Origin of the sequence: Beduinella massiliensis (assembly GCF_900199405.1) — a bacterium.
Taxonomy (GTDB): Bacteria; Bacillota; Clostridia; order Christensenellales; family Aristaeellaceae; genus Beduinella; species Beduinella massiliensis.
Map to the genome: position 1 here is coordinate 1,576,008 of NZ_LT963430.1, position 18,692 is coordinate 1,594,699.

General features: G+C 61.0%; 19 protein-coding genes, 1 tRNA gene and 1 riboswitch. Of the genes, 18 read left to right on the plus strand and 2 right to left on the minus strand.

Features of this window, described 5'->3' with window-relative positions:
* The first annotated feature begins 37 nt into the window (after positions 1 to 37).
* From C1725_RS07795 to C1725_RS07845, 11 genes are all read left to right on the plus strand, one after another.
* Positions 38 to 1,822, plus strand: coding sequence for a carbohydrate-binding domain-containing protein (locus tag C1725_RS07795; protein ID WP_102411066.1), 1,785 nt, complete (start codon positions 38 to 40; stop codon positions 1,820 to 1,822).
* A gap of 279 nt (positions 1,823 to 2,101) precedes the next feature.
* Positions 2,102 to 2,187 (plus strand) — tRNA-Leu (locus tag C1725_RS07800).
* Between the two features lie 80 nt (positions 2,188 to 2,267).
* Positions 2,268 to 3,254 (plus strand): aromatic acid exporter family protein, encoded by a 987-nt coding sequence (locus tag C1725_RS07805; protein ID WP_102411067.1) that lies wholly within the window; start codon positions 2,268 to 2,270, stop codon positions 3,252 to 3,254.
* Between the two features lie 140 nt (positions 3,255 to 3,394).
* Positions 3,395 to 4,414 (plus strand): molybdopterin-binding protein, encoded by a 1,020-nt coding sequence (locus C1725_RS07810; protein ID WP_102411068.1) that lies wholly within the window; start codon positions 3,395 to 3,397, stop codon positions 4,412 to 4,414.
* 7 nt (positions 4,415 to 4,421) lie between these two features.
* On the plus strand, positions 4,422 to 5,621 hold the full coding sequence (locus C1725_RS07815) for a molybdopterin-binding protein (protein WP_102411069.1): 1,200 nt from the start codon (positions 4,422 to 4,424) through the stop codon (positions 5,619 to 5,621).
* An 18-nt stretch (positions 5,622 to 5,639) separates the two neighbouring features.
* Positions 5,640 to 6,146, plus strand: coding sequence for a cyclic pyranopterin monophosphate synthase MoaC (gene moaC / locus C1725_RS07820; protein ID WP_102411070.1), 507 nt, complete (start codon positions 5,640 to 5,642; stop codon positions 6,144 to 6,146).
* On the plus strand, positions 6,139 to 7,110 hold the full coding sequence (moaA, locus tag C1725_RS07825; protein WP_102411071.1) for a GTP 3',8-cyclase MoaA: 972 nt from the start codon (positions 6,139 to 6,141) through the stop codon (positions 7,108 to 7,110). The genes moaC and moaA overlap by 8 nt, the downstream gene beginning before the upstream one ends.
* Positions 7,111 to 7,210: 100 nt before the next feature.
* A complete protein-coding gene (locus C1725_RS07830; RefSeq protein ID WP_102411072.1) occupies positions 7,211 to 7,711 on the plus strand; it encodes a molybdenum cofactor synthesis domain-containing protein in 501 nt (166 codons plus the stop codon).
* Between the two features lie 29 nt (positions 7,712 to 7,740).
* Positions 7,741 to 7,879, plus strand: a riboswitch (molybdenum cofactor riboswitch).
* Positions 7,880 to 7,946: 67 nt separating this feature from the next.
* Positions 7,947 to 8,720, plus strand: a complete 774-nt coding sequence (gene modA / locus C1725_RS07835) for a molybdate ABC transporter substrate-binding protein (protein ID WP_102411073.1) — start codon at positions 7,947 to 7,949, stop codon at positions 8,718 to 8,720.
* A gap of 3 nt (positions 8,721 to 8,723) precedes the next feature.
* Positions 8,724 to 9,425, plus strand: coding sequence for a molybdate ABC transporter permease subunit (gene modB / locus C1725_RS07840; RefSeq protein WP_102411074.1), 702 nt, complete (start codon positions 8,724 to 8,726; stop codon positions 9,423 to 9,425).
* Positions 9,422 to 10,468 (plus strand): ATP-binding cassette domain-containing protein, encoded by a 1,047-nt coding sequence (locus C1725_RS07845; RefSeq protein WP_102411075.1) that lies wholly within the window; start codon positions 9,422 to 9,424, stop codon positions 10,466 to 10,468. The genes modB and C1725_RS07845 overlap by 4 nt, the downstream gene beginning before the upstream one ends.
* Positions 10,469 to 10,577: 109 nt before the next feature.
* Here the strand turns inward: C1725_RS07845 and rd are convergent, their stop codons facing one another.
* Positions 10,578 to 10,736, minus strand: a complete 159-nt coding sequence (rd, locus tag C1725_RS07850; RefSeq protein WP_102411076.1) for a rubredoxin — start codon at positions 10,734 to 10,736, stop codon at positions 10,578 to 10,580.
* A gap of 144 nt (positions 10,737 to 10,880) precedes the next feature.
* Between rd and C1725_RS07855 the strand changes: the two genes are divergently transcribed.
* The 3 genes from C1725_RS07855 (at position 10,881) to C1725_RS07865 (ending at position 12,603) form a co-directional block, all read left to right on the plus strand.
* On the plus strand, positions 10,881 to 11,222 hold the full coding sequence (locus C1725_RS07855) for a YbaB/EbfC family nucleoid-associated protein (protein WP_102411077.1): 342 nt from the start codon (positions 10,881 to 10,883) through the stop codon (positions 11,220 to 11,222).
* A gap of 1 nt (position 11,223) precedes the next feature.
* Complete coding sequence (gene recR / locus C1725_RS07860; RefSeq protein ID WP_102411078.1) at positions 11,224 to 11,823, plus strand: recombination mediator RecR; 600 nt, start codon at positions 11,224 to 11,226, stop codon at positions 11,821 to 11,823.
* 135 nt (positions 11,824 to 11,958) lie between these two features.
* Entirely contained in the window at positions 11,959 to 12,603 is a 645-nt protein-coding gene (locus tag C1725_RS07865) for a stalk domain-containing protein (RefSeq protein WP_102411079.1), read from the plus strand.
* Here the strand turns inward: C1725_RS07865 and C1725_RS07870 are convergent, their stop codons facing one another.
* On the minus strand, positions 12,604 to 13,017 hold the full coding sequence (locus tag C1725_RS07870) for an EamA family transporter (RefSeq protein ID WP_102413283.1): 414 nt from the start codon (positions 13,015 to 13,017) through the stop codon (positions 12,604 to 12,606). It abuts the gene before it with no gap.
* 250 nt (positions 13,018 to 13,267) lie between these two features.
* Here C1725_RS07870 and C1725_RS07875 point away from each other — a divergent pair, with 250 nt between their 5' ends.
* From C1725_RS07875 to C1725_RS07890, 4 genes are all read left to right on the plus strand, one after another.
* Positions 13,268 to 15,661 (plus strand): YfhO family protein, encoded by a 2,394-nt coding sequence (locus C1725_RS07875; protein ID WP_346026459.1) that lies wholly within the window; start codon positions 13,268 to 13,270, stop codon positions 15,659 to 15,661.
* 344 nt (positions 15,662 to 16,005) lie between these two features.
* Positions 16,006 to 16,866, plus strand: a complete 861-nt coding sequence (locus C1725_RS07880) for an MBL fold metallo-hydrolase (RefSeq protein WP_102411081.1) — start codon at positions 16,006 to 16,008, stop codon at positions 16,864 to 16,866.
* Positions 16,841 to 17,776 (plus strand): ABC transporter permease subunit, encoded by a 936-nt coding sequence (locus C1725_RS07885; RefSeq protein WP_102411082.1) that lies wholly within the window; start codon positions 16,841 to 16,843, stop codon positions 17,774 to 17,776. The genes C1725_RS07880 and C1725_RS07885 overlap by 26 nt, the downstream gene beginning before the upstream one ends.
* Positions 17,776 to 18,648, plus strand: a complete 873-nt coding sequence (locus C1725_RS07890) for an ABC transporter permease subunit (protein WP_102411083.1) — start codon at positions 17,776 to 17,778, stop codon at positions 18,646 to 18,648. The genes C1725_RS07885 and C1725_RS07890 overlap by 1 nt, the downstream gene beginning before the upstream one ends.
* Positions 18,649 to 18,692 lie beyond the last annotated feature (44 nt).

Here is an 18,692-nt window from a genome sequence, read left to right on the forward strand (position 1 = left end):
ATGGATTACGCACATAGAAAGAAAGGTGGAAGGCTGCATGAAAGCGATTGTCGCCGCTTATGTGGTGCTTTGTCTGCTTATCAACACTCCCTCCGCGCTCGGCGAGCAGGCGGCGGGGCCGGTGGATGTAAACGCGATCGAATGGAAAGCAAAGGATGAATACACGGAATACGGGGCGGAAGCCATACATATCGCGCTTGCCGACGGCGCGACGGAAGCGGGTGAAGGGTACGGCGTGGAGGGAGATGTCGTTACGATCACGCGGGAGGGCACGTATGTGCTGACCGGTTCTCTTTCAGATGGACAGATCGTCGTCTGCGCGGATAAGGACGAGGACGTGCGCCTCGTGCTGGAAAATGTGGCGGTCACGAGCACAAGCGCCGCGCCGCTCTATGTCATACAGGCGGACAAGGTGATCGTGAGCCTGCCGGAGGGCACGCAAAGCACGCTTACGGACAAACAGACGGCCCAGGACGAAGAAGGTCGGGAGATAACCGCGACGATCTTCGCTCGCTCCGATCTCACGATCAACGGCAGCGGAAGCCTCGTCATCCGGGCCGGGGCACGCGACGGCATCGCGACGAAGGATACGCTGAAGCTGACGGGGGGTACGCTTGACATCGAGGCGTCGGATGACGGCATCGTAGCCAAGGATCGGGCGCTCATTCGCGGGGGCGATATATCGATCGTGAGCGCGGGTGATGGCGTCAAGGTGACCGGAACCGAGGCAGACCAGGGCTACTTTTATATGGAAGGCGGCGCGCTTCACATCACAGCGGCAGGAGACGGCATTCAGGCGGCGTCGAGCGTGCTGATCGCGGGCGGCGAGATCGAGATGACGACCGGCGGCGGCAGCGCAAGCGCCGAACAGAAGGTGGAAGCGTTCGGCGGACGCGGCTGGGGCGTCGGCGCGCAGCAGCAGACGCAGGAGGAATCGATCTCCACCAAAGGCATCAAAGCGGAGGTATACGTCGACATGACCGGCGGAACGGTCGCGATTGACAGCTGCGACGACAGCATCCACAGCAACGACACGGTGCGCATCAGCGGTGGTGTGATTCAGGCCAGCTCGGGCGACGATGGCGTACATGCGGACGCCGTGCTTGAAATCAGCGGCGGAAAGGTTACGATTGCGGAGAGCTATGAAGGGCTGGAAGCGGCAAGCGTGGAGATTACCGGCGGCGAAATCGAAGTGCGTGCGTCGGACGACGGCATCAATGCGGCGGGAGGCAGCGACGGATCGCAGCAGAGCGGCCCCTTTGGGCGCGACAGCTTTGCATCGCAGGAGGGCGTCAGCCTCGTCATCAGCGGCGGCCTGCTGTACGTAGACGCTTCCGGAGACGGACTGGATTCCAACGGGGACCTCACGATCACCGGCGGGCAGGTTTACGTCAGCGGACCGACGGGTTCCGGCGACGGGACATTCGATTCAAACGGCACGTTTAGCATCGACGGCGGCCTCGTGCTGGGCATTGGGAGCACGGGCATGATGGAGACGCCCGCGCAGACGTCGAAGCAGAACACCCTCGTCGTCACAGGAACGGACTATGCGGCAGGCAGCGTAGTCGAGGTGCGGGACGCAGAGGGAAGCGCGCTTGCCTCCTGGATCGCGCCGAAGCAATTTGCCTCCGTAATTTTCAGCAGCCCGGAAATTGAACGGAACGCGACGTACGAGGTGTACGTCGATGGAGAATTGATGGAAGAGATTGATGCGACGGAGGTCACCAGCGGCGCAGGAAGCGATTTGGGTAACGGCCGGGGCGGCAGAGGGGGAGGGCGCGGCGATTGGGAAGAAAACCGCAGCCCGCGGAGCGGCCTGTAGAAGGCCTGAAACTTCGGGAATGGAGAAAGCCGGTCTCCTGTGCCGCATGAACGGCATATGTTCGGACGCGTACTGCAGACGCGTCAGCCATGCGCTGAAGCGCGGCTACGCGACGCGGTGCGTCATTGCCGGTGAAAACGGGTTCCCGCACGGCGCGCCTCATCGCCCTAGCGCGCCTGCACCGGACGGCGGAGGCGATTCAGAGACTATTTTGGCAGCAGCAGGATGCAAGGATTGAATCTTTTCTCAAAACATGCTATAATTCTTCTGCCCGGTTAAGCCGAAGTGGTGGAATGGCAGACACCAGGGACTTAAAATCCCTTGCCCGCAAGGGCGTGTGCGTTCGAGTCGCATCTTCGGCACCAGTAAATCCGTCGGCTTTAGGAGCCGGCGGATATTTTTATCTTGAAAACGGGCAAATTCAAGCTTGAGGAGGGGAACGGCGATGGAGACAGGGAGAATCGAGCGGGCTTATGTCATACAGGGGATCAAGGTGGCGCTGGGGGCTACGGCGGCCATCGTGCTCGCCAACCTCCTGCGCCTGTCGTACAGCTCGACGGCGGGCATCATCACGGTGCTGGGCATTCTCGGCACCAAGAAGGAGACCCTCGTCATCGCGGGCTTCAAGCTCATTTCATTTCTGGCGGCGCTTCTGATCGCCTTTGTATGCTATGGCGTGCTGGGATACACGATCGCGGGATTTTCTCTGTATCTGTTCGTCTTCTCCGTCGTGTGCTATACGTTTGGCTGGAACTATTCCATCGCCATGATCTCCGTGCTGGTTTCGCACTTCCTGGCGGAGCATTCGATGGCCCTGCCAGTAATCCTGAACGAGGCGCTGCTCTTTGGCATTGGAACCGTGTGCAGCATACTCGTGAATCTGCACCTGCGACCGGATGACCGCAGGATGTCGCTGCTGCTTGAACGCATCGATGGGAAGATGAAGCGGCTTGTGCTGCTGACAGGACGCGCGCTGGACGATCAGGAACGGTCGGATACCGTCGCGCGGGGGCTTGATGAGCTGGAAGAGGACATTCAGCGTGCGGGCGCCGCCGCGATGCATGACGCCAACAACCGGCTCTTCAAGCGGTCATACTACGAAATTCGCTATTTGCAGATGCGTTCGCACCAGCGGCGGATTCTTGCCCAGATTTACGCGGCGATGGAGAAAATCCGTTACGTGCCACCGCAGCACGGGGAGGTGCGCGCTTTCTTTGAAAGGGTGGCGCAGGAATATAGCATGGATAACGACGTGGGGGAGTTGCTGCGGGAGCTGGACGAATTGCTGGCGCGGATGCGGGAGCAGCAGCTTCCGGTATCCCGTGAAGAGTTTGAGGGCCGGGCGCTACTGTACTACATCCTTCGCAGGATGGAGGATTTCCTGCGGCTCAAGCGGGAGTTTTATGACCAGAACCACCGTGTGAGGCGATGAAGGACCGGTTCGAAAGGGATGCGCGATCCCAAGCCGCTTCCTATGGGGAAGCGACCGTGTACGCTGGCAGCAACTCGAACTTGATGTGAACGGCATGCTTGTGCTATAATTGACCCAATGCCAAACGGAGGAAAAAACAGATGAAATGTATTGAAACGACACAGGCAGCCGGACACGTCCTCTGCCACGACATAACGGTCATCGTCAAGGACGTCAAAAAGGGCGTCGCCTTTAAAAAGGGCCACGTCGTGACGGAAGCGGACATTCCCGAGCTTCTGAAGCTGGGCAAGGATCACCTGTACGTCTGGGAGAAGGACGACACCATGCTGCACGAAAACGAAGCGGCGGAAATTCTCTACACGATCTGCAAGGGCGAGAACATGCACGGAACCGAGCCGAAGGAGGGCAAGATCGAGCTGGTCGCGGACTGCGACGGGCTGCTGACCATCGACTCTGAGCGCCTGTACGCGGTCAACGACATCGAAGAGCTGATGATCGCTACCCGCCACGGCAATACGCCGGTGAAAAAGGGCGACAAGCTGGCAGGTACGCGCGTGATCCCCCTGGTCATCCAAAAGGAAAAGATGGAATCCGCGCGCAAGGCTGCGGGGGACGAGCCCCTTATGAACGTGCTTCCCTATAAGCGGATGCGCTGCGGCATCGTGACCACGGGCAACGAGGTCTTCTACGGCCGCATCAAGGATACGTTTACGCCCGTCATCGAGCAGAAGGTGGCGGAATACGGCATAGAGGTTATGGGACACGAAACCTGCCCCGACGACCAGGAGAAGATCACCGCCGCGATCAACCGCCTGCTTCAGCAGGGGGCGGAATTGATCCTCACCACCGGCGGCATGAGCGTAGACCCCGACGACCGCACGCCCAGCGCGATTCGCGCCACCGGCGCCACGGTCGTCACCTACGGCGCGCCGGTGCTGCCCGGGGCGATGATGCTGCTGGCCTACACGAAGGACGGCGTGCCGATTCTGGGGCTTCCGGGCTGCGTGATGTACGCGAAGCGCACGGTGTTCGACCTGGTGCTGCCGCGCATCGCCGCAGGGCAGAAGCTGGAGCGTCGGGACATCGTGGCGTTCGGCGAGGGCGGCCTTTGCCTCTCCTGCCCGACCTGCACCTATCCCAACTGCGGATTTGGAAAGTGAGGACGCGATGGAAACACTGGAAAGCGCGCTGTCGCTCCTCTTATCCCATACGAAACCGATCGGACGCGTAGAGGAAGTGACGCTCCTCGACGCCCTTGGCCGCGTTGCGGCAAAGGATATTCTCTCGCCCATGAACGTGCCGCCCTTCGACCGTTCGCCTCTGGACGGCTACGCGCAAAGAAGCGCGGACATCGCAGGAGCTTCGCGCGAAAACCCCCGCACGCTGCGCGTGGTCGGGGAGGTCTGCGCGGGCAGCGGGGAGGTATTCTTCCCTGGCGCAGGTGAAGCGGTACGCGTGATGACGGGCGCGCAGATTCCCGACGGATGCGACTGCGTAATCCGCCAGGAGGACACCGACGAGGGCATGGAGCAAGTGCAGATTTACGCGGAGCTTTCGCATCGGCAGAACATCTGCTTCTGCGGAGAGGACGTGCAGGCGGGCAGCCTGATCGTCCGCGCGGGCGAGCGGCTGACCAGCGCGCACATCGGCGTGCTGGCGAGCCTGGGCGTGACGCGCGTGTCCGTCTACGGCCGCGTGCGCGCGGCGCTCCTGTGCACGGGCGACGAGCTGGTGCAGCCGGGCAGCCCCTTGACGCGGGGGAAAATTTACGACTCCAACCACGCGGCGCTCTGCGCGCGCCTTGCGGAGATGGGGGTCGAGGTGCGGGCGCTTGAAAGCGAGCGCGACGAGCCGGAACATGTGGCGGGTGCGCTGTGTCAGGCAGCGAAGGACGCGGATATTCTCCTGACCACCGGCGGCGTGTCGGTGGGCAAAAAGGATATCTTCCATCAGGTGCTTCCGCTGATGGGCGCAAAGCGGCTCTTTTGGAAGGTGGCGCTCAAGCCCGGCAGCCCGCTGCTTTGCGCGCTGTACGGGGACAAGCTCGTGATCTGCCTTTCCGGCAATCCGTTTGCCGCGCTGTGCTGTTTCGAGCTGTTCGCGAAGCCTGTGATTGCCTGCCTGGCGGGCGACAGGGGCGTGGTAAACCCGCGCGTCCACGCGAAGCTTTCGGGCGGGTTTCCGAAGAAGAGCCCGGGCAGAAGGCTGATTCGCGCGTTCTTCGACGGAGAGCGCGTGCGCCTGACAGGGGAAAACCATTCCAGCGGCTCTCTTTTCACGATGATCGGCTGCAACTGCCTGATCGACATCCCGGCGGGCAGCGGCGCGCTCTCCGACGGGGACGACGTGGAGATTTTGCTGCTATGACCGATAGGAAGGCTCGATATGATCGAAAAGTTAACGCATTTTGACGCCAAGGGGCAGGCGGTCATGGTCGACGTGACGGAAAAGAAGGAGACCGCCCGCACTGCCGTGGCGAAAGGGCGCATCCGCATGAGCCGGGCGACGCTTACGGCGATTTTGGAAGGGACGGCCTCCAAGGGCGACGTGCTGGGCGTAGCGCGGGTTGCCGGCATTATGGGCACGAAGCGTGCGAGCGAGCTGATTCCCATGTGCCATCCGCTGATGCTGGGCAAGTGCGCGGTGGACTTCCGCGTGCTCGAAGACGAGTGCGCCGTAGAGGCGGTTTGCACGGCCTCGCTGGTGGGGAAGACGGGCGTAGAGATGGAGGCGCTGACCGGCGTTTCGGTAGCGCTGCTCACCATTTACGACATGTGCAAGGCGATCGACAAGCGCATGGAGATTACCGGCATTCACCTGGCGAAGAAGACGGGCGGAAAGAGCGGGACGTTCGTAAACGACCCGGAATTTGCAGGTGAAGGCGATGATTGACGCATGCGGGCGCACGATCGACTACGTGCGCATATCCATTACCGATCGATGCAACCTGCGCTGTGTATACTGCATGCCGGCGGGCGGCATCGAACCCTTCCCGCATGCGGACGTGCTCACGTTTGAAGAGATCGTCCGCGTGACGCGCGCGCTCGCCCGGCTGGGCGTGCGCTACGTGCGGCTGACGGGCGGGGAGCCCATGGCGAGAAAGGGCTGTCTGGAGCTGATGCGTCTCATCCGCGACATCGAGGGCATCGAAGAAATTTCGATGACGACCAACGGCCTGCTGCTCGATGGCAGGGTGGAGGAAGCGCGAAAGGCGGGCCTTACGGCGCTCAACATCAGCCTGGACACGCTGGACCCGGAGGCGTACCGGCGCATCACGCGCAGGGGCGAGCTTTCGCCCGTGCTGCGGGTAATCGACGAGGCGCTCGCCAGCGGGATTCGGGTCAAGGTCAACGCCGTACCCGTTCGCGGCCTGAACGATGCGGGCCTGGTCGACCTGGCGCGCCTTGCGAAGGACCGGCCGATCGACGTGCGCTTTATCGAGCTCATGCCCGTCGGGTGCGGGGCGGACCTCGTACCCATTCCGCCGGACGAGGTGTACGCGCTGCTGAACTGCGAGCTGGGGGCGCTTCGGGACGACCCCGAGCGCCATGGGTTCGGTCCGGCGCGCTATGCGAAGCCTGCGGGCTTTCGGGGCAGCATCGGGTTCATCAGCGCGATGAGTCACGAGTTTTGCGAGTCCTGCAACCGCGTGCGGCTGACGGCGGACGGTTACCTTAAGCTTTGCCTCAACCATAAGGCCGGCATGGACGTGCGCGCATTGCTGCGGAACGGCGTGGAGGATGAGGCGCTCCGATCCGCGCTGCAGGAAGCCATAGAAAAGAAACCGCGCCGCCATGGCTTTTTAGAGGATATCTCAGACCGCGAGGTGCGCCGGATGAACGAAATCGGCGGCTGAACGGATGGGCGAAGGATTAAAGAGCGCTGCGTATGGGCATATTTACCTGAAAGCGGCGGCGAACGAGAGAGGGCGGCCAGGCCGCCATGGAGGGATGCAGATGTATAAAGCTGCGATTATCACCCTGTCCGACAAGGGCGCGCGCGGCGAGCGCGAGGACGTGAGCGGGCAGGTTATCCGCGAGCTATTGACCGAGGGCGGCTATGAAATCGCCGAGCAGCTGTTGCTCAGCGACGACCGGGAGGGGCTGACGCGTGAGCTCGTTCGCATCGCCGATACCGGTGCGGCGGACCTCGTCGTGACGACGGGCGGCACGGGCTTTTCCGTGCGCGACAACGCGCCGGAGGCGACGATGGACGCCATCGAGCGCAACGCGCCCGGCATCGCCGAGGCCATGCGCATGCAGAGCCTTTCGATTACGCCGCGCGGGATGCTCTCGCGCGGGGTCAGCGGCATTCGCAAGCGCACGCTGATCGTGAACCTGCCGGGAAGCCCTAAGGCGGTTCGGGAAAACCTTTCGTTTATCCTGAGCTCGCTGGATCACGGTATCGCTATCCTGAAGGGCGACGCGGGCGAATGCGCACAGGTGCCGAACGCGTAATGCAATTTTGAAAATTCCAAATCGAATATAGAAACCTGTTTCTCCGAGCGGCTGTGGCTAAGGTGAAAGCTATGTCCTGCCGCCGAGGAGCGCGCGAAGCGCTCCACAGGGCTGCGCTGGAAACGGCGCCGCCTTCCGCGTTTGAAAAGGAGAAGGGTGCGCGCAGCGAAGGCTGTGCTTTGGCCGTGCGCGCCGGCCTCCTCTTCAATAAATATTTTGAAAAGGAGAACCCCCTATGAAGAAGATTCTGACTCTCTGCCTGGCGCTCTGTCTGTTTGCGCTTCCGTTTACCTCCCTCGCGGAGACGGAAATCGTGGTGCTCGCTGCGGCGAGCCTCACCGACGCGATGGACGAAATCATCGAAAACTACAAGGCCGTCGCGCCCGGCGTGAAGGTGACCGCCAGCTACGATTCCTCAGGAAAGCTGCTGACTCAGATCGAGCAGGGCGCGCCCGCAGACGTATTTATCTCCGCCGCGCAAAAGCAGATGAATACCCTGGAAGAAGAGGGCATGGTGCTGGAGGGAACGCGCATCGACCTGCTGGAAAACAAGGTCGTGCTCGTCGTGCCTGCGGACAAGACAGAGCCCGATTCGTTTGAGAATATCGCTAAGGCGCCTGTCATCGCGGTGGGCGATCCCGAGGTCGTGCCGGCTGGCAGCTATGCCAAGGCGATCCTGGAGAGCCTCGGCCTGTGGGAGAGCCTGAGCGCCGAGACGGGCAAGCTGGTGCTTGCGGGCAACGTGCGCGAAGTGCTGACCTATGTGGCCACGGGCAATGCGGATGCGGGCGTGGTTTACGCGACCGACGCGATGATCGAGCCGGGCGTCACCGTCGTGGCTGAAGCGCCGGAGGGAAGCTGCGAGAAGATCGTCTATCCGGCCTGCCTGGTGAAGGATACGAAGGCGCCGGAGGCGGCGCAGGCGTTCCTCGACTACGTTTCCGGCGAGGACGGGCTCAAGGTGCTTGAAAGGTACGGCTTTTCCCGCGCAGCGGAGAAGGCCGAATAATCCATGAAGTTCGACTTTTCGACGTTTGATTTTGGCAGTGTGGATTGGAGCCCGCTGCTCATCTCCTGCAAGACGGCGGTGCTCTCGACGCTCATTACCTTTTTGTTGGGGGTATGGGCGGCGTGGTGGCTGTGCGGGGCGTCCAGACGGGTGAACGGCATCATGGACAGCGTATTTACGCTGCCCATGGTGCTGCCCCCGACGGTCGTAGGCCTGGTGCTGCTGCTCATCTTTGGAAAGAACAGCGCCTTTGGGCGCTTTCTTGCGGCCATCGGCACCCAGGTGGTCTTTTCCTGGTCGGCGACGGTCATCGCGGCGGTGGTGGTGACGTTCCCGCTGATGTACCGCACCGCGCGCGGCGCGTTTGAACAGGTGGATCCAGACGTCGTGAATGCCGCGCGCACCCTCGGCATGCCGGAGGCGAAGGTCTTCTGGCGCGTGGCCATGCCGCAGGCCTGGCCGGGCGTGGCGGCGGGCGCGGTGCTCTCCTTTGCGCGCGCGCTGGGCGAGTTTGGGGCGACGCTGATGCTGGCAGGCAATATCGCCGGACGGACGCAGACGATTCCCATCGCCATCTACTTTGCGGTGCAGGGCGGCAAAAATGAGCTTGCGCTGCTGTGGATGGGGGTAATCATGGCGCTCTCCTTTGCGGTCATCATGGTGATGAACGCGCTGACGGGCGGCAAGGGGGGCGGCAGGGCATGAGCAAACTGCATGTGGACATCACACGCCGCCTGCCTGGCTTTGAACTGGGCGTTTGCTTCGATGCGGACGAAAACTGCCTGGCGCTGCTGGGGGCTTCCGGCAGCGGCAAGAGCATGACTTTGCGCTGCATCGCAGGTATCGAGCGGCCGGACGAGGGCGTCATCACGCTGAACGGAAAGACGCTTTTTGACTCAAGCCGCCGCATAAGCCTGCCGCCGCAAAAGCGCAACGTCGGATACCTGTTTCAGCATTATGCGCTCTTTTCGCACATGACGGTGGAGGAAAACGTCGCCGCGGGCCTGGGGCATATGGAGAAGGCGAGAAAGGGACGCATCGTAGAGGAACAGCTGCACGTCTTTCAGCTCGAGGAGCTTCGCGGGCGCTATCCGCGCGAGCTTTCCGGCGGACAGCAGCAGCGTGTCGCGCTTGCGCGCGTGCTGGCGTACATGCCGGACGTGCTGATGCTGGACGAGCCGTTTTCGGCGCTCGACAGCTACCTGCGCTGGCAGCTCGAACCGCAGATGCTCGACATCCTGTCGCGCTATCACGGCGTGCCGCTTTACGTCTCGCACAATCGGGATGAGGCCTACCGCCTGTGCCAGCGCATTGCGGTGGTGGACAGGGGCCATATCGTGGCCCTCGCGGGCAAGAAGGAACTCTTTGAAAACCCGGGGACGCAGGCGGCTGCCGTGCTGACGGGCTGCAAGAACGTTTCGCCCGCGAAGAAGACGGGCGAACATACGCTGTACGCCGCGCAGTGGGGGATGACCCTGACCTGCGCGCAGCGCGTGCCGGAGGGAACCTGCGCCGTGGGCGTGCGCGCGCACGACCTGTACCCGGCGGAGGCTGACGGCGTGAACGTGCTTGCCACAGCGGATGCGAGGATCAGCGAAGCGCCGTTTTCCGTAGCGGTGATGCTGAGGACGCAGGGTAAACCCTTCCGCTGGGAAATCGACCGTTCTGTCTGGGCGGGATTTTCAAGGGCGGGACTGCCTGAGCATGTCTCCATCGATCCGGAAAAGATCCTCTGTCTCAAAGCGTGAGGGGCGGTGAAGCCTTAGACGGAGCGATACTTCTGAATAGCAAACAAGGTGCTGCTGCAGACTTTGACAATCTGCAACAGCACCTTGCTGATTTCGTATTGGGTTAAGATCAGGCTTCCTCGAACTGATCCTTGCCTACGCCGCAGAGAGGGCAGGTGAAGTCCTCGGGAACGTCCTCCCACTTCGTGCCGGGGGCGATGCCGTTGTCCGGATCTCCCGCTTCCTCGTCGTACTCGTAACCGCAGACCGCGCAGACGTATTTCGCCATTTTGAGAATCCTCCTTTTATCTTCATTGGACAGGAAATGTCTCCACCAGTATACGCGCTTGTGTAGGAAAATATGAGTCTTTTTTTTTAGCGGCGGATGGTGTATAATGAAACGTATGCTATGAACAAAAGGAGGATATTTCCAATGGCGAAGGGCGGATTTCCCGGAATTCCCGGTGGCAATATGCAGCAGCTCATGCGGCAGGCGCAGAAAATGCAGCAGCAGATGATGCAGCTGCAGGAGGAACTGGACGCGCGCGAGTACGAGGCGAGCGCGGGCGGCGGCATGGTTCAGGTAAAGATAAACGGCAAGCGCGAGCTGCTGGAACTGACGATCAAGCCGGAGGCCGTGGACCCGGACGACGTGGAGATGCTGCAGGACATGGTCATGGCGGCGGTCAACGAAGCGCTGCGCGCGGGCGAAGACACCCGCGAAAAGGAAATGGCCAAGGTGGGCGGAGCGTCCGGACTGGGCGGCATGTTCTGATATGGCGGGGCAGATTGAACCGATCGCCCGCATGGTGAGCCAGCTGTCGCGCCTTCCCGGCATCGGCCAGAAGAGCGCCCAGCGCCTGGCTTATTACATCGTAGGCTTGCCGGAGGATCAGGTGCACGAGCTCGCCGCCGCCATCTGGCAGGGGCGCAAGGCCGTCAAATACTGCTCCATCTGCGGCAACTATACGGCGTCGGATCCCTGCGACATCTGCGCAGACGAGGCGCGGCATAACGGCATCCTTTGCGTCGTGCGCGACCCGCGCGACGTGGCGGCGATGGAACGCATGCGGGATTATCGCGGCGGCTACCACGTGCTGCACGGCACGATTTCCCCGATGGAGGGCATCGGGCCGGAGGACATTCGCATCCGCGAGCTGCTGGAGCGCGTGGGGCGCGAGGACGTTCAGGAGGTCATCCTGGCGACCAATCCGGATATCGAGGGAGAGGCGACCGCCGCGTACATCGCGCGGCTGCTCAAACCTATGGGGATTCGCGTGACGCGCATCGCCCATGGGTTGCCTGTCGGCGGCGATCTGGAGTACACAGACGAGGTGACGCTCTCCAAGGCCATCGAGGGGCGCCGGGAAATGTAAGCGTAACCGCCGGAATTTTTCACGTGAAAGATTCCGGTGGTTTTTCTATTTTTCGGCCTGTCCGCATAGGGTGTATCGTCCGGCGAAAGCAAGCGCGCCCGCCGATGGGGTGCGGCAAGGAAAGAGGATGGGACGATGAAAGGAAAAAAGAACGCATGCGTTTTGGCAGCCTGCGCGGCGCTGGCCCTCTGGCTCGGAGGATGCGCGGCGGGCGAGCCGGAGACGACCGCGCCGCCCACGGAGCAGCCGGCTGCCGCCGCGAGCACCCAGGCGACGCAGCAGGCCGTGGTGCTGCCGACTGGGGAAAAGACGCCCGCGCCTACGCAGGAGCCGCGTGCGAATCTCAGCGTTACGGTGGACGGCACGGCGCTCAAGGGCAAGGCCATGATCGAATCGGACGAGACGTTCCTGCCGCTCGTGCAGACGGCGGAAGCTTTAGGCTACAAGGCGTCCGTCTCGGAGCTGGAGGAGGACGCCCAGCGCCGGCGCGTGCACACGTTTTCCGTGGGGGAGGACAAGTCGCAGGAGGTCGGCGTGTCCTATCTGCTCAAGGACAATACCGTATCGGACATCAGCTTTGCGCGGGACAAGATGATCGTGCCCGTGGACCGCGTGCTGCAGTTCGAGGGCGACGTCGTCTACGCTCCGGCCGATTTCTTTGAAGAGGCGATGGAGGCGGAAATCGAGACGGACGCGGAACAGAAAAAGGTGACCGTCCGCTCGGCCAAAGCGAAGCATGCTACGCCCGCGCCCGAGGAGACGGCCGCCGCCGCGCCGTGATTACAGGATGAGCACAAACGTGCCCGCCGTAATCAGCAGACCGCCGATCACGGTTTTGACGGTGACAGCTTCCTTTAGAATGAGGAAGGCGAGCACCATGGAGATGACGACGCTGAATTTATCGATGGGGACGACCTTGGAAGCCTCCCCGAGCTGCAGCGCCTTGTAATAAAACAGCCAGGACAGGCCGGTCGCGAGGCCGGAGAGGATCAGGAAGACCCAGGAACGGGCGCTGATGTCGGCGATGCCGTGCTGAACGCCCGTCACGAAGACGATGCCCCAGGCCATGACGAGCACGACCACCGTGCGGATGGCCGTCGCGAGGTTGGAATTGATCCCCTCGATGCCGAGCTTGGCGAGGATGGACGTGGCCGCCGCGAAAAACGCGGAGAGCAGCGCGTAAAGAACCCAGATCGAGCTTCCGTCCTGTGTGCGCATAATCAGATTCCTCCTGAAAACGGGCGGCTCGCCGGCCGCCTTTTTGGGTGACTTCGCCCCGGAGCTTTCCTGCGGGGATAAAATACCAGCACGAATAGGATACCCCTAAACGAGGTGGGTTGTAAAGGCCTTCCGTTGACAATTTCCCCGTAAAACACTACAATGGACGAGGATTCTTTGCGATAGAACATACGAAGGAAGGCTGCGCATGCAAAAAAGCCCTCTTATGAAGGATACGAGAGCGAACGGTGCGTTCTGCGCGTTTGCGCTGTCGGCGCTCTGCGCTTTTTTATCGCTCCTGCCCGCGATCTTGCCCTACGGCGGCAGGTTCGTGACCCGCGGCGATTACCTGGAGCAGCAGATCCCGTTCATCCTGGAAACGAGGCGCGTGCTGCTCTCCGGCACGCCCTATTGGAGCTGGAACACGTTCCTCGGCGCGAACTTCATCGGTTCCTACTCCTTTTATACGCTGGGCAGTCCGTTCGTCTGGCCGCTCATTCTCTTGCCGGAGGCGGCGGTGCCCTACGGCATCAGCGTGATGGCGGTGCTCAAGCACGCGGTATGCGGACTGACGAGTTACCTGTACCTGAAAAAGATGGTGAAGGAGGAGCGCGCCGCCCTTATCGGTTCCCTGCTCTATACTTTTTCTTCTTTTACGGTCATCAATACGCAATTTTATCATTTTACGGAGGTCATCGCCTTTTTCCCGCTGATCCTGTTGGGGCTGGAAAACGCCTACTCAAAGGAACGGCGCCACGGTGCGCTGGCGCTCGCCTGCGGGCTCAATGCGCTGTGCAACTACTACTTCATGGCGGGCACGGCGATCTTCACAGGGTTATACTTTGCGTGCCGCTTCTTTTCTGCGGACTGGCGCGTAAAAAGGCGGTTCAGAAAGAGCCTGAGCGTCCTGTTTGAGTGTGCGCTGGGCTGCCTGATGGCTTCCGTGCTGCTGATTCCGTCAGCATGGGCGCTGCTCAGCTTCACGCGCGCAAACGGCGTGCAGATGAAAATTTTCAGCATGTACGGCCTTTCCGACCTGCTGGAAAGGCTGCGCGTATTTCTCATGCCCATCGAGAGCAACACGCTCAACGCCTTTTACGGAGACGCGGCGAACTGGTCGAGCGTAGCGGCTTACCTGCCCATGGCGGGCTGCGTGCTGGTCCTGCTTTACTTCCTGCGCCGGGGATGGAGCTGGCTCAAGACGCTGATCGTCCTTTGCCTGATCGTCTCGTTTGTGCCGGCGCTCAACGGGTTGTTTACCCTCGGATCAAACGTGGAATACACGCGCTGGTGGTATGCGCTGGAACTGATGCTGGCGCTCGCCTCCGCTTACGTGCTGGCGCGTCCCGACGCGCGGGATCGTTATCTTCGCCCGGCCGCCGCCGCGTCGCTCGCGCTGGCGGCGCTGCTGACGCTGCCGTGCCTGATTCCGCACTGGCTGCTGGCCGACTGGTACGACAGCGACAACGGCGTGCTCGTACAGGTCGCAATTTTTCTGTATCGCCAGCAGTACCACGCGGCGTATGCTCCCTGCATCTTCCGCGTGATGGCGCTTGCGCTGACAGCGCTGAACTATGGAGCGCTGTGGGTGTTCGGCGGGAGGCTGCGGGAAGGCCGGGCGTTTATGCTGGCGCTGTGCGCGATCCTCGTGGTCAACTACGCGGCGTTCATCGCGGTCAACGACCGCTACGTGCTTTCCGGCGGAGATACCGCGAACGACGGAACGGTCAGCATGGAGCGGATCGCCAAGGCGGAGCTGCTGGATGACCATCCCCGCCGGGAGGGAACGGCCTATTCCTACCGCATCGATCACAGCGGTCTTGCACGCAATTACAGCATGATCGTGAATGAGCCGTCGCTCACTTCCTTTCACAGCCTGCGGAGCGGCTATCTGCGTGATTTCGTCTATCAGGCGGGCTTCGGGTTCGACGAATCGACGACCGTACGCCCGCAGGACGGGAGCGGTGCGCTGCGCAGCTTCCTTTCGGTCCAATACTATTATAACTTCGACGAGGAAAACGAACCGGGCGCGCCCGAGGGCTTCACGTTTCTGCGCAGGGAAGGGGACGTGAACGTCTACGAAAACCAGAACTACGTGCCCATGGGCTTCGTGTACGATACGTTTACCGACGTATTCGACCAGGCACTCACGCCGGAAACGACCGCGGAGGTGATGCTGAAGGCCGTTGTGCTGCGCGGATCTCAGGTCGGAGGCGTTTCAGGCATGACTCCGAAACGCCTCCTTGAGCAGCCGGAACGTACCTGGCAGGAAGCTGCGGCGGAGCTGCGGGAGAACGCCTGCGACAGCTTTGAGGGGACGCCCGCAGGCTTTACGGCGCACATCGACGCGAAGCGCGACGGCATCCTTTGCTTCACGGTGCCGTTTGACAAGGGGTGGAGTGCGACGGTCGACGGAAAACCTGTGGACGTGCTCAGCGTGAACCTCGCCTTCATGGGCGTCACCCTTCGCGCGGGAGAGCACGTGATCGAATTTACCTACCGGGTACGCGGGCTGGCGCTGGGCGCGCTCATGAGTGCCTGCGCGGCGCTGGTCTGGGCCGTTTACGCCGGGGTATACGCCGGGCGGCGCAGAAGACGTGCGAAGCGGGGAAGAATATAAAAATACGGACGGCGGCGCCTGGGAAACCCCCGGGCGCCGCCGTTTTGACTGGATGTGACAAAAAATGTATGTCTTTGTAAGGACCACGAGGATTTAAAGGGAATTTTACACATGAAAGATGTTTTCTTAAGGCTGGCATGTTAGAATAAACGAGACGGCCGGGATGAGCCTTTGCCCAAATACGCCTTTGTGCAAAGACGGATTTCGTATTTGTGCATGACTTTTTGCTTAATTGTAATGATTGCCTTAAAAATAGACAAATAATGATACAGTATGACAAACGCGAAGACTGTTTTCACGCCGGTCGCTATGATAAAATAACGTCAGGATAAGGAGGAACGCCCATGAAACTTACATTTTTAGGGACAGGCGCTGGAGAAGGATATCCCGGACTCTGGTGTGAATGTCCGCACTGCGATTACGCGCGCAAGCACGGAGGAAAGAACGTCCGTACAAACAGCTGCGCGGTGCTCGACGAGAGCCTGCTGATCGATATCGGCCCCGGATGCTTCGACAATGCCGCGCGCTTTGGCGTGAACCTCTGCCACGTCACCTCGCTGCTGATTACCCATCCGCACGAGGATCACCTCTACCCGCAGCACCTGACCTGGAGGCGGACGGACGAGGGGAACCTGGGGCTTCCGTATGCGGAGCAGATGCGCAGGGGCGGTCCGCGTTTTACCCCTATCCCCGAACTCACGGTGTACGGCGGAGCGTTTACCGAAAAGCTGCTCTCGTCGCAGCGTGAACAGCTGGAAGGCGCGCGGATGCGCTTTGAGCGGATCGAGGAAGGGGTAACCTTTCAGGCGGGCGCATACCGCGTGACGCCCGTGCGCGGAAACCACGTGGAGCGCGGTTTCTCGCACAGCTACATCATCGAGAAGGATGGGCGCACGATGCTCTACGCGCTCGATACGGGCAGCTACGATCCGGACATGGAGGCGCTGCTTAAAAAATACGTCTTCAACCTCATCGTCATGGAGGGAACCACGGGGTTGACCGAACAGTACGGCGGCCATATGTGCCTCGTCAACAACGTGCGCATGCTGCATTTCTTTCAGGATAACGGCTGCTATGCGGCGGACGGCCGTTTCGTGCTGACGCACATGTCGCCTCACTGGTGCCCGCCGCACGACTGGTACGAATCCATCGCCGGAGCGGAAGGGGTGACGCTTTCTTATGACGGCATGCAGATTGAAGTCTAGAAAACCCATCCGTCAAAGATTGAAGCAGTACTGGCCCGCTTACCTGCTGCTGCTTCCGGTTGTTATCTGGTATCTGATCTTCTGCTACGCGCCGATGGGCGGGCTGGTGATCGCCTTCAAGAAGTACAGCGTGATCCGCGGCATCGCCGACAGCCCCTGGGTCGGCTGGCAGAACTTTGAAAAGCTGTTTTCCTCCGCCGCTTTCGTTCGCTCGATCAAGAATACGCTCATCATCAGCGGGCTGAATTTGCTGGTCGGCTTCCCGATTCCGATCGTCTTTGCGATTCTGCTCAATGAAATGCGCTATATGCGCTTTAAAAAGCTCGTTCAAACGGTCAGCTACCTGCCGCACTTCATCTCCTGGTCCGTCGCGGGCGGCATGGTCTACATGCTGCTTTCGCCCAGCACCGGCGCGATCAGCGCGGTGGTGAGGGCGCTGGGCGGCCAGCCGCAGAACTACCTGGGATTGAGCAAGTACTTCCGCACGATCGTGGTCGCCTCGCACGTGTGGAAATCCATCGGCTGGTCCGCCATCATCTACATGGCCGCCATCTCCTCCGTGGACGAGCAGTTGTACGAGGCGGCGCTGATCGACGGCGCGGGGCGTTTCGCCCGCATCTGGCACGTGACGCTGCCCGGCATCCGCAGCATCATTTCCATCCAGCTCATTTTAGCCGTAGGCAACATCCTGACCGTCAGCTTTGACCAGATCTTTATCCTGATCAACGACCTGACGCTGGAGGTGGGCGAAACCATCGATTACTTCATTTACCGTGTCGGCCTGGGTTCCTCCAACAACTTCAGCCTTGCGACGGCGTCCGGCATGCTCAAGTCCGTGATCGGCCTTGCGCTGGTTCTGGTCACCAATGCGGTTTGCCGCAAGCTGACCGACGGGGAGGGAATCTGGTAATGAAGATCAAGAAGAAGCCCGTGGATTACGCGTTTGAGAGCGTCAACGTGCTGCTGATGCTGCTGGTGCTCGTCTGCACGCTGTATCCGTTCTGGTACGTTCTGGTTGGCTCCGTTTCCAGCGTAGGCCATCTGATCAAAAACGGCTTCGTGCTCTGGCCGGATGGGCTGAACCTGGACGCCTATCAGCAGGTATTCCGCAACAGCCTTATTCCCACCGCTTACCGCAACACGATATGCATCACCCTCGCAGGCACCGCGATCAGCATGGTGCTGACCATTCTGGGCGCGTACGTCCTCACGATCAAAAAGCTGCCCGGGCGCACAGCAATCACGTTTTTCTTCGTCTTCACCATGCTGTTCAGCGGCGGACTGGTGCCCACCTATCTGGTGGTGAGCGAGCTGGAGCTGCTCGATACGCTTTGGGCGCTGATCCTTCCCAGTGCTGTGAGCACCTATAACCTGGTGCTGATGCGAAATTTCTTTCAGAGCGTGCCAGACAGCCTGTACGAGGCGGCATCTATCGAGGGAGAGACGCTGGTGGGGTATCTGCTCCACATCCTGCTGCCGCTTTCCGGCGCGGCGATCGCTACCATCGCGCTCTTTTACGCCGTGGGCTATTGGAATGATTACTTCAAGAGTTTGATCTACATTCGGGACAACACCCTCTGGCCCATGCAGACCGTACTGCGCCAGGCGCTGCAGACGGCGCAGTTCAACACCATGATGTACGACGACTCCGCGCAGACCCTGGCATCCGAAACCCTGAAGGACGCCATGATCGTGGTGACGGTCGTGCCCATCCTGTGCGTGTATCCCTTCGTGCAGAAGTACTTCGTGAAGGGCGTCATGGTCGGATCTCTCAAGGGCTGACGTATCGGGACCTTGCATAGCGGGCGCTATGTGAATAAAAGGAG

Bases quoted from the DNA above. Each gene is read 5' to 3' on its own strand.
- C1725_RS07865 (WP_102411079.1), top strand. From the start codon at position 11,959: ATGAAAGGAAAAAAGAACGCATGCGTTTTGGCAGCCTGCGCGGCGCTG.
- C1725_RS07855 (WP_102411077.1), top strand. From the start codon at position 10,881: ATGGCGAAGGGCGGATTTCCCGGAATTCCCGGTGGCAATATGCAGCAG.
- C1725_RS07885 (WP_102411082.1), top strand. From the start codon at position 16,841: ATGACGGCATGCAGATTGAAGTCTAGAAAACCCATCCGTCAAAGATTG.
- C1725_RS07805 (WP_102411067.1), top strand. From the start codon at position 2,268: ATGGAGACAGGGAGAATCGAGCGGGCTTATGTCATACAGGGGATCAAG.
- rd (WP_102411076.1), bottom strand. From the start codon at position 10,736: ATGGCGAAATACGTCTGCGCGGTCTGCGGTTACGAGTACGACGAGGAA.
- modA (WP_102411073.1), top strand. From the start codon at position 7,947: ATGAAGAAGATTCTGACTCTCTGCCTGGCGCTCTGTCTGTTTGCGCTT.
- C1725_RS07810 (WP_102411068.1), top strand. From the start codon at position 3,395: ATGAAATGTATTGAAACGACACAGGCAGCCGGACACGTCCTCTGCCAC.
- C1725_RS07880 (WP_102411081.1), top strand. From the start codon at position 16,006: ATGAAACTTACATTTTTAGGGACAGGCGCTGGAGAAGGATATCCCGGA.
- moaC (WP_102411070.1), top strand. From the start codon at position 5,640: ATGATCGAAAAGTTAACGCATTTTGACGCCAAGGGGCAGGCGGTCATG.
- C1725_RS07845 (WP_102411075.1), top strand. From the start codon at position 9,422: ATGAGCAAACTGCATGTGGACATCACACGCCGCCTGCCTGGCTTTGAA.
- C1725_RS07815 (WP_102411069.1), top strand. From the start codon at position 4,422: ATGGAAACACTGGAAAGCGCGCTGTCGCTCCTCTTATCCCATACGAAA.
- moaA (WP_102411071.1), top strand. From the start codon at position 6,139: ATGATTGACGCATGCGGGCGCACGATCGACTACGTGCGCATATCCATT.
- modB (WP_102411074.1), top strand. From the start codon at position 8,724: ATGAAGTTCGACTTTTCGACGTTTGATTTTGGCAGTGTGGATTGGAGC.
- C1725_RS07875 (WP_346026459.1), top strand. From the start codon at position 13,268: ATGAAGGATACGAGAGCGAACGGTGCGTTCTGCGCGTTTGCGCTGTCG.
- C1725_RS07830 (WP_102411072.1), top strand. From the start codon at position 7,211: ATGTATAAAGCTGCGATTATCACCCTGTCCGACAAGGGCGCGCGCGGC.
- C1725_RS07795 (WP_102411066.1), top strand. From the start codon at position 38: ATGAAAGCGATTGTCGCCGCTTATGTGGTGCTTTGTCTGCTTATCAAC.
- C1725_RS07890 (WP_102411083.1), top strand. From the start codon at position 17,776: ATGAAGATCAAGAAGAAGCCCGTGGATTACGCGTTTGAGAGCGTCAAC.
- recR (WP_102411078.1), top strand. From the start codon at position 11,224: ATGGCGGGGCAGATTGAACCGATCGCCCGCATGGTGAGCCAGCTGTCG.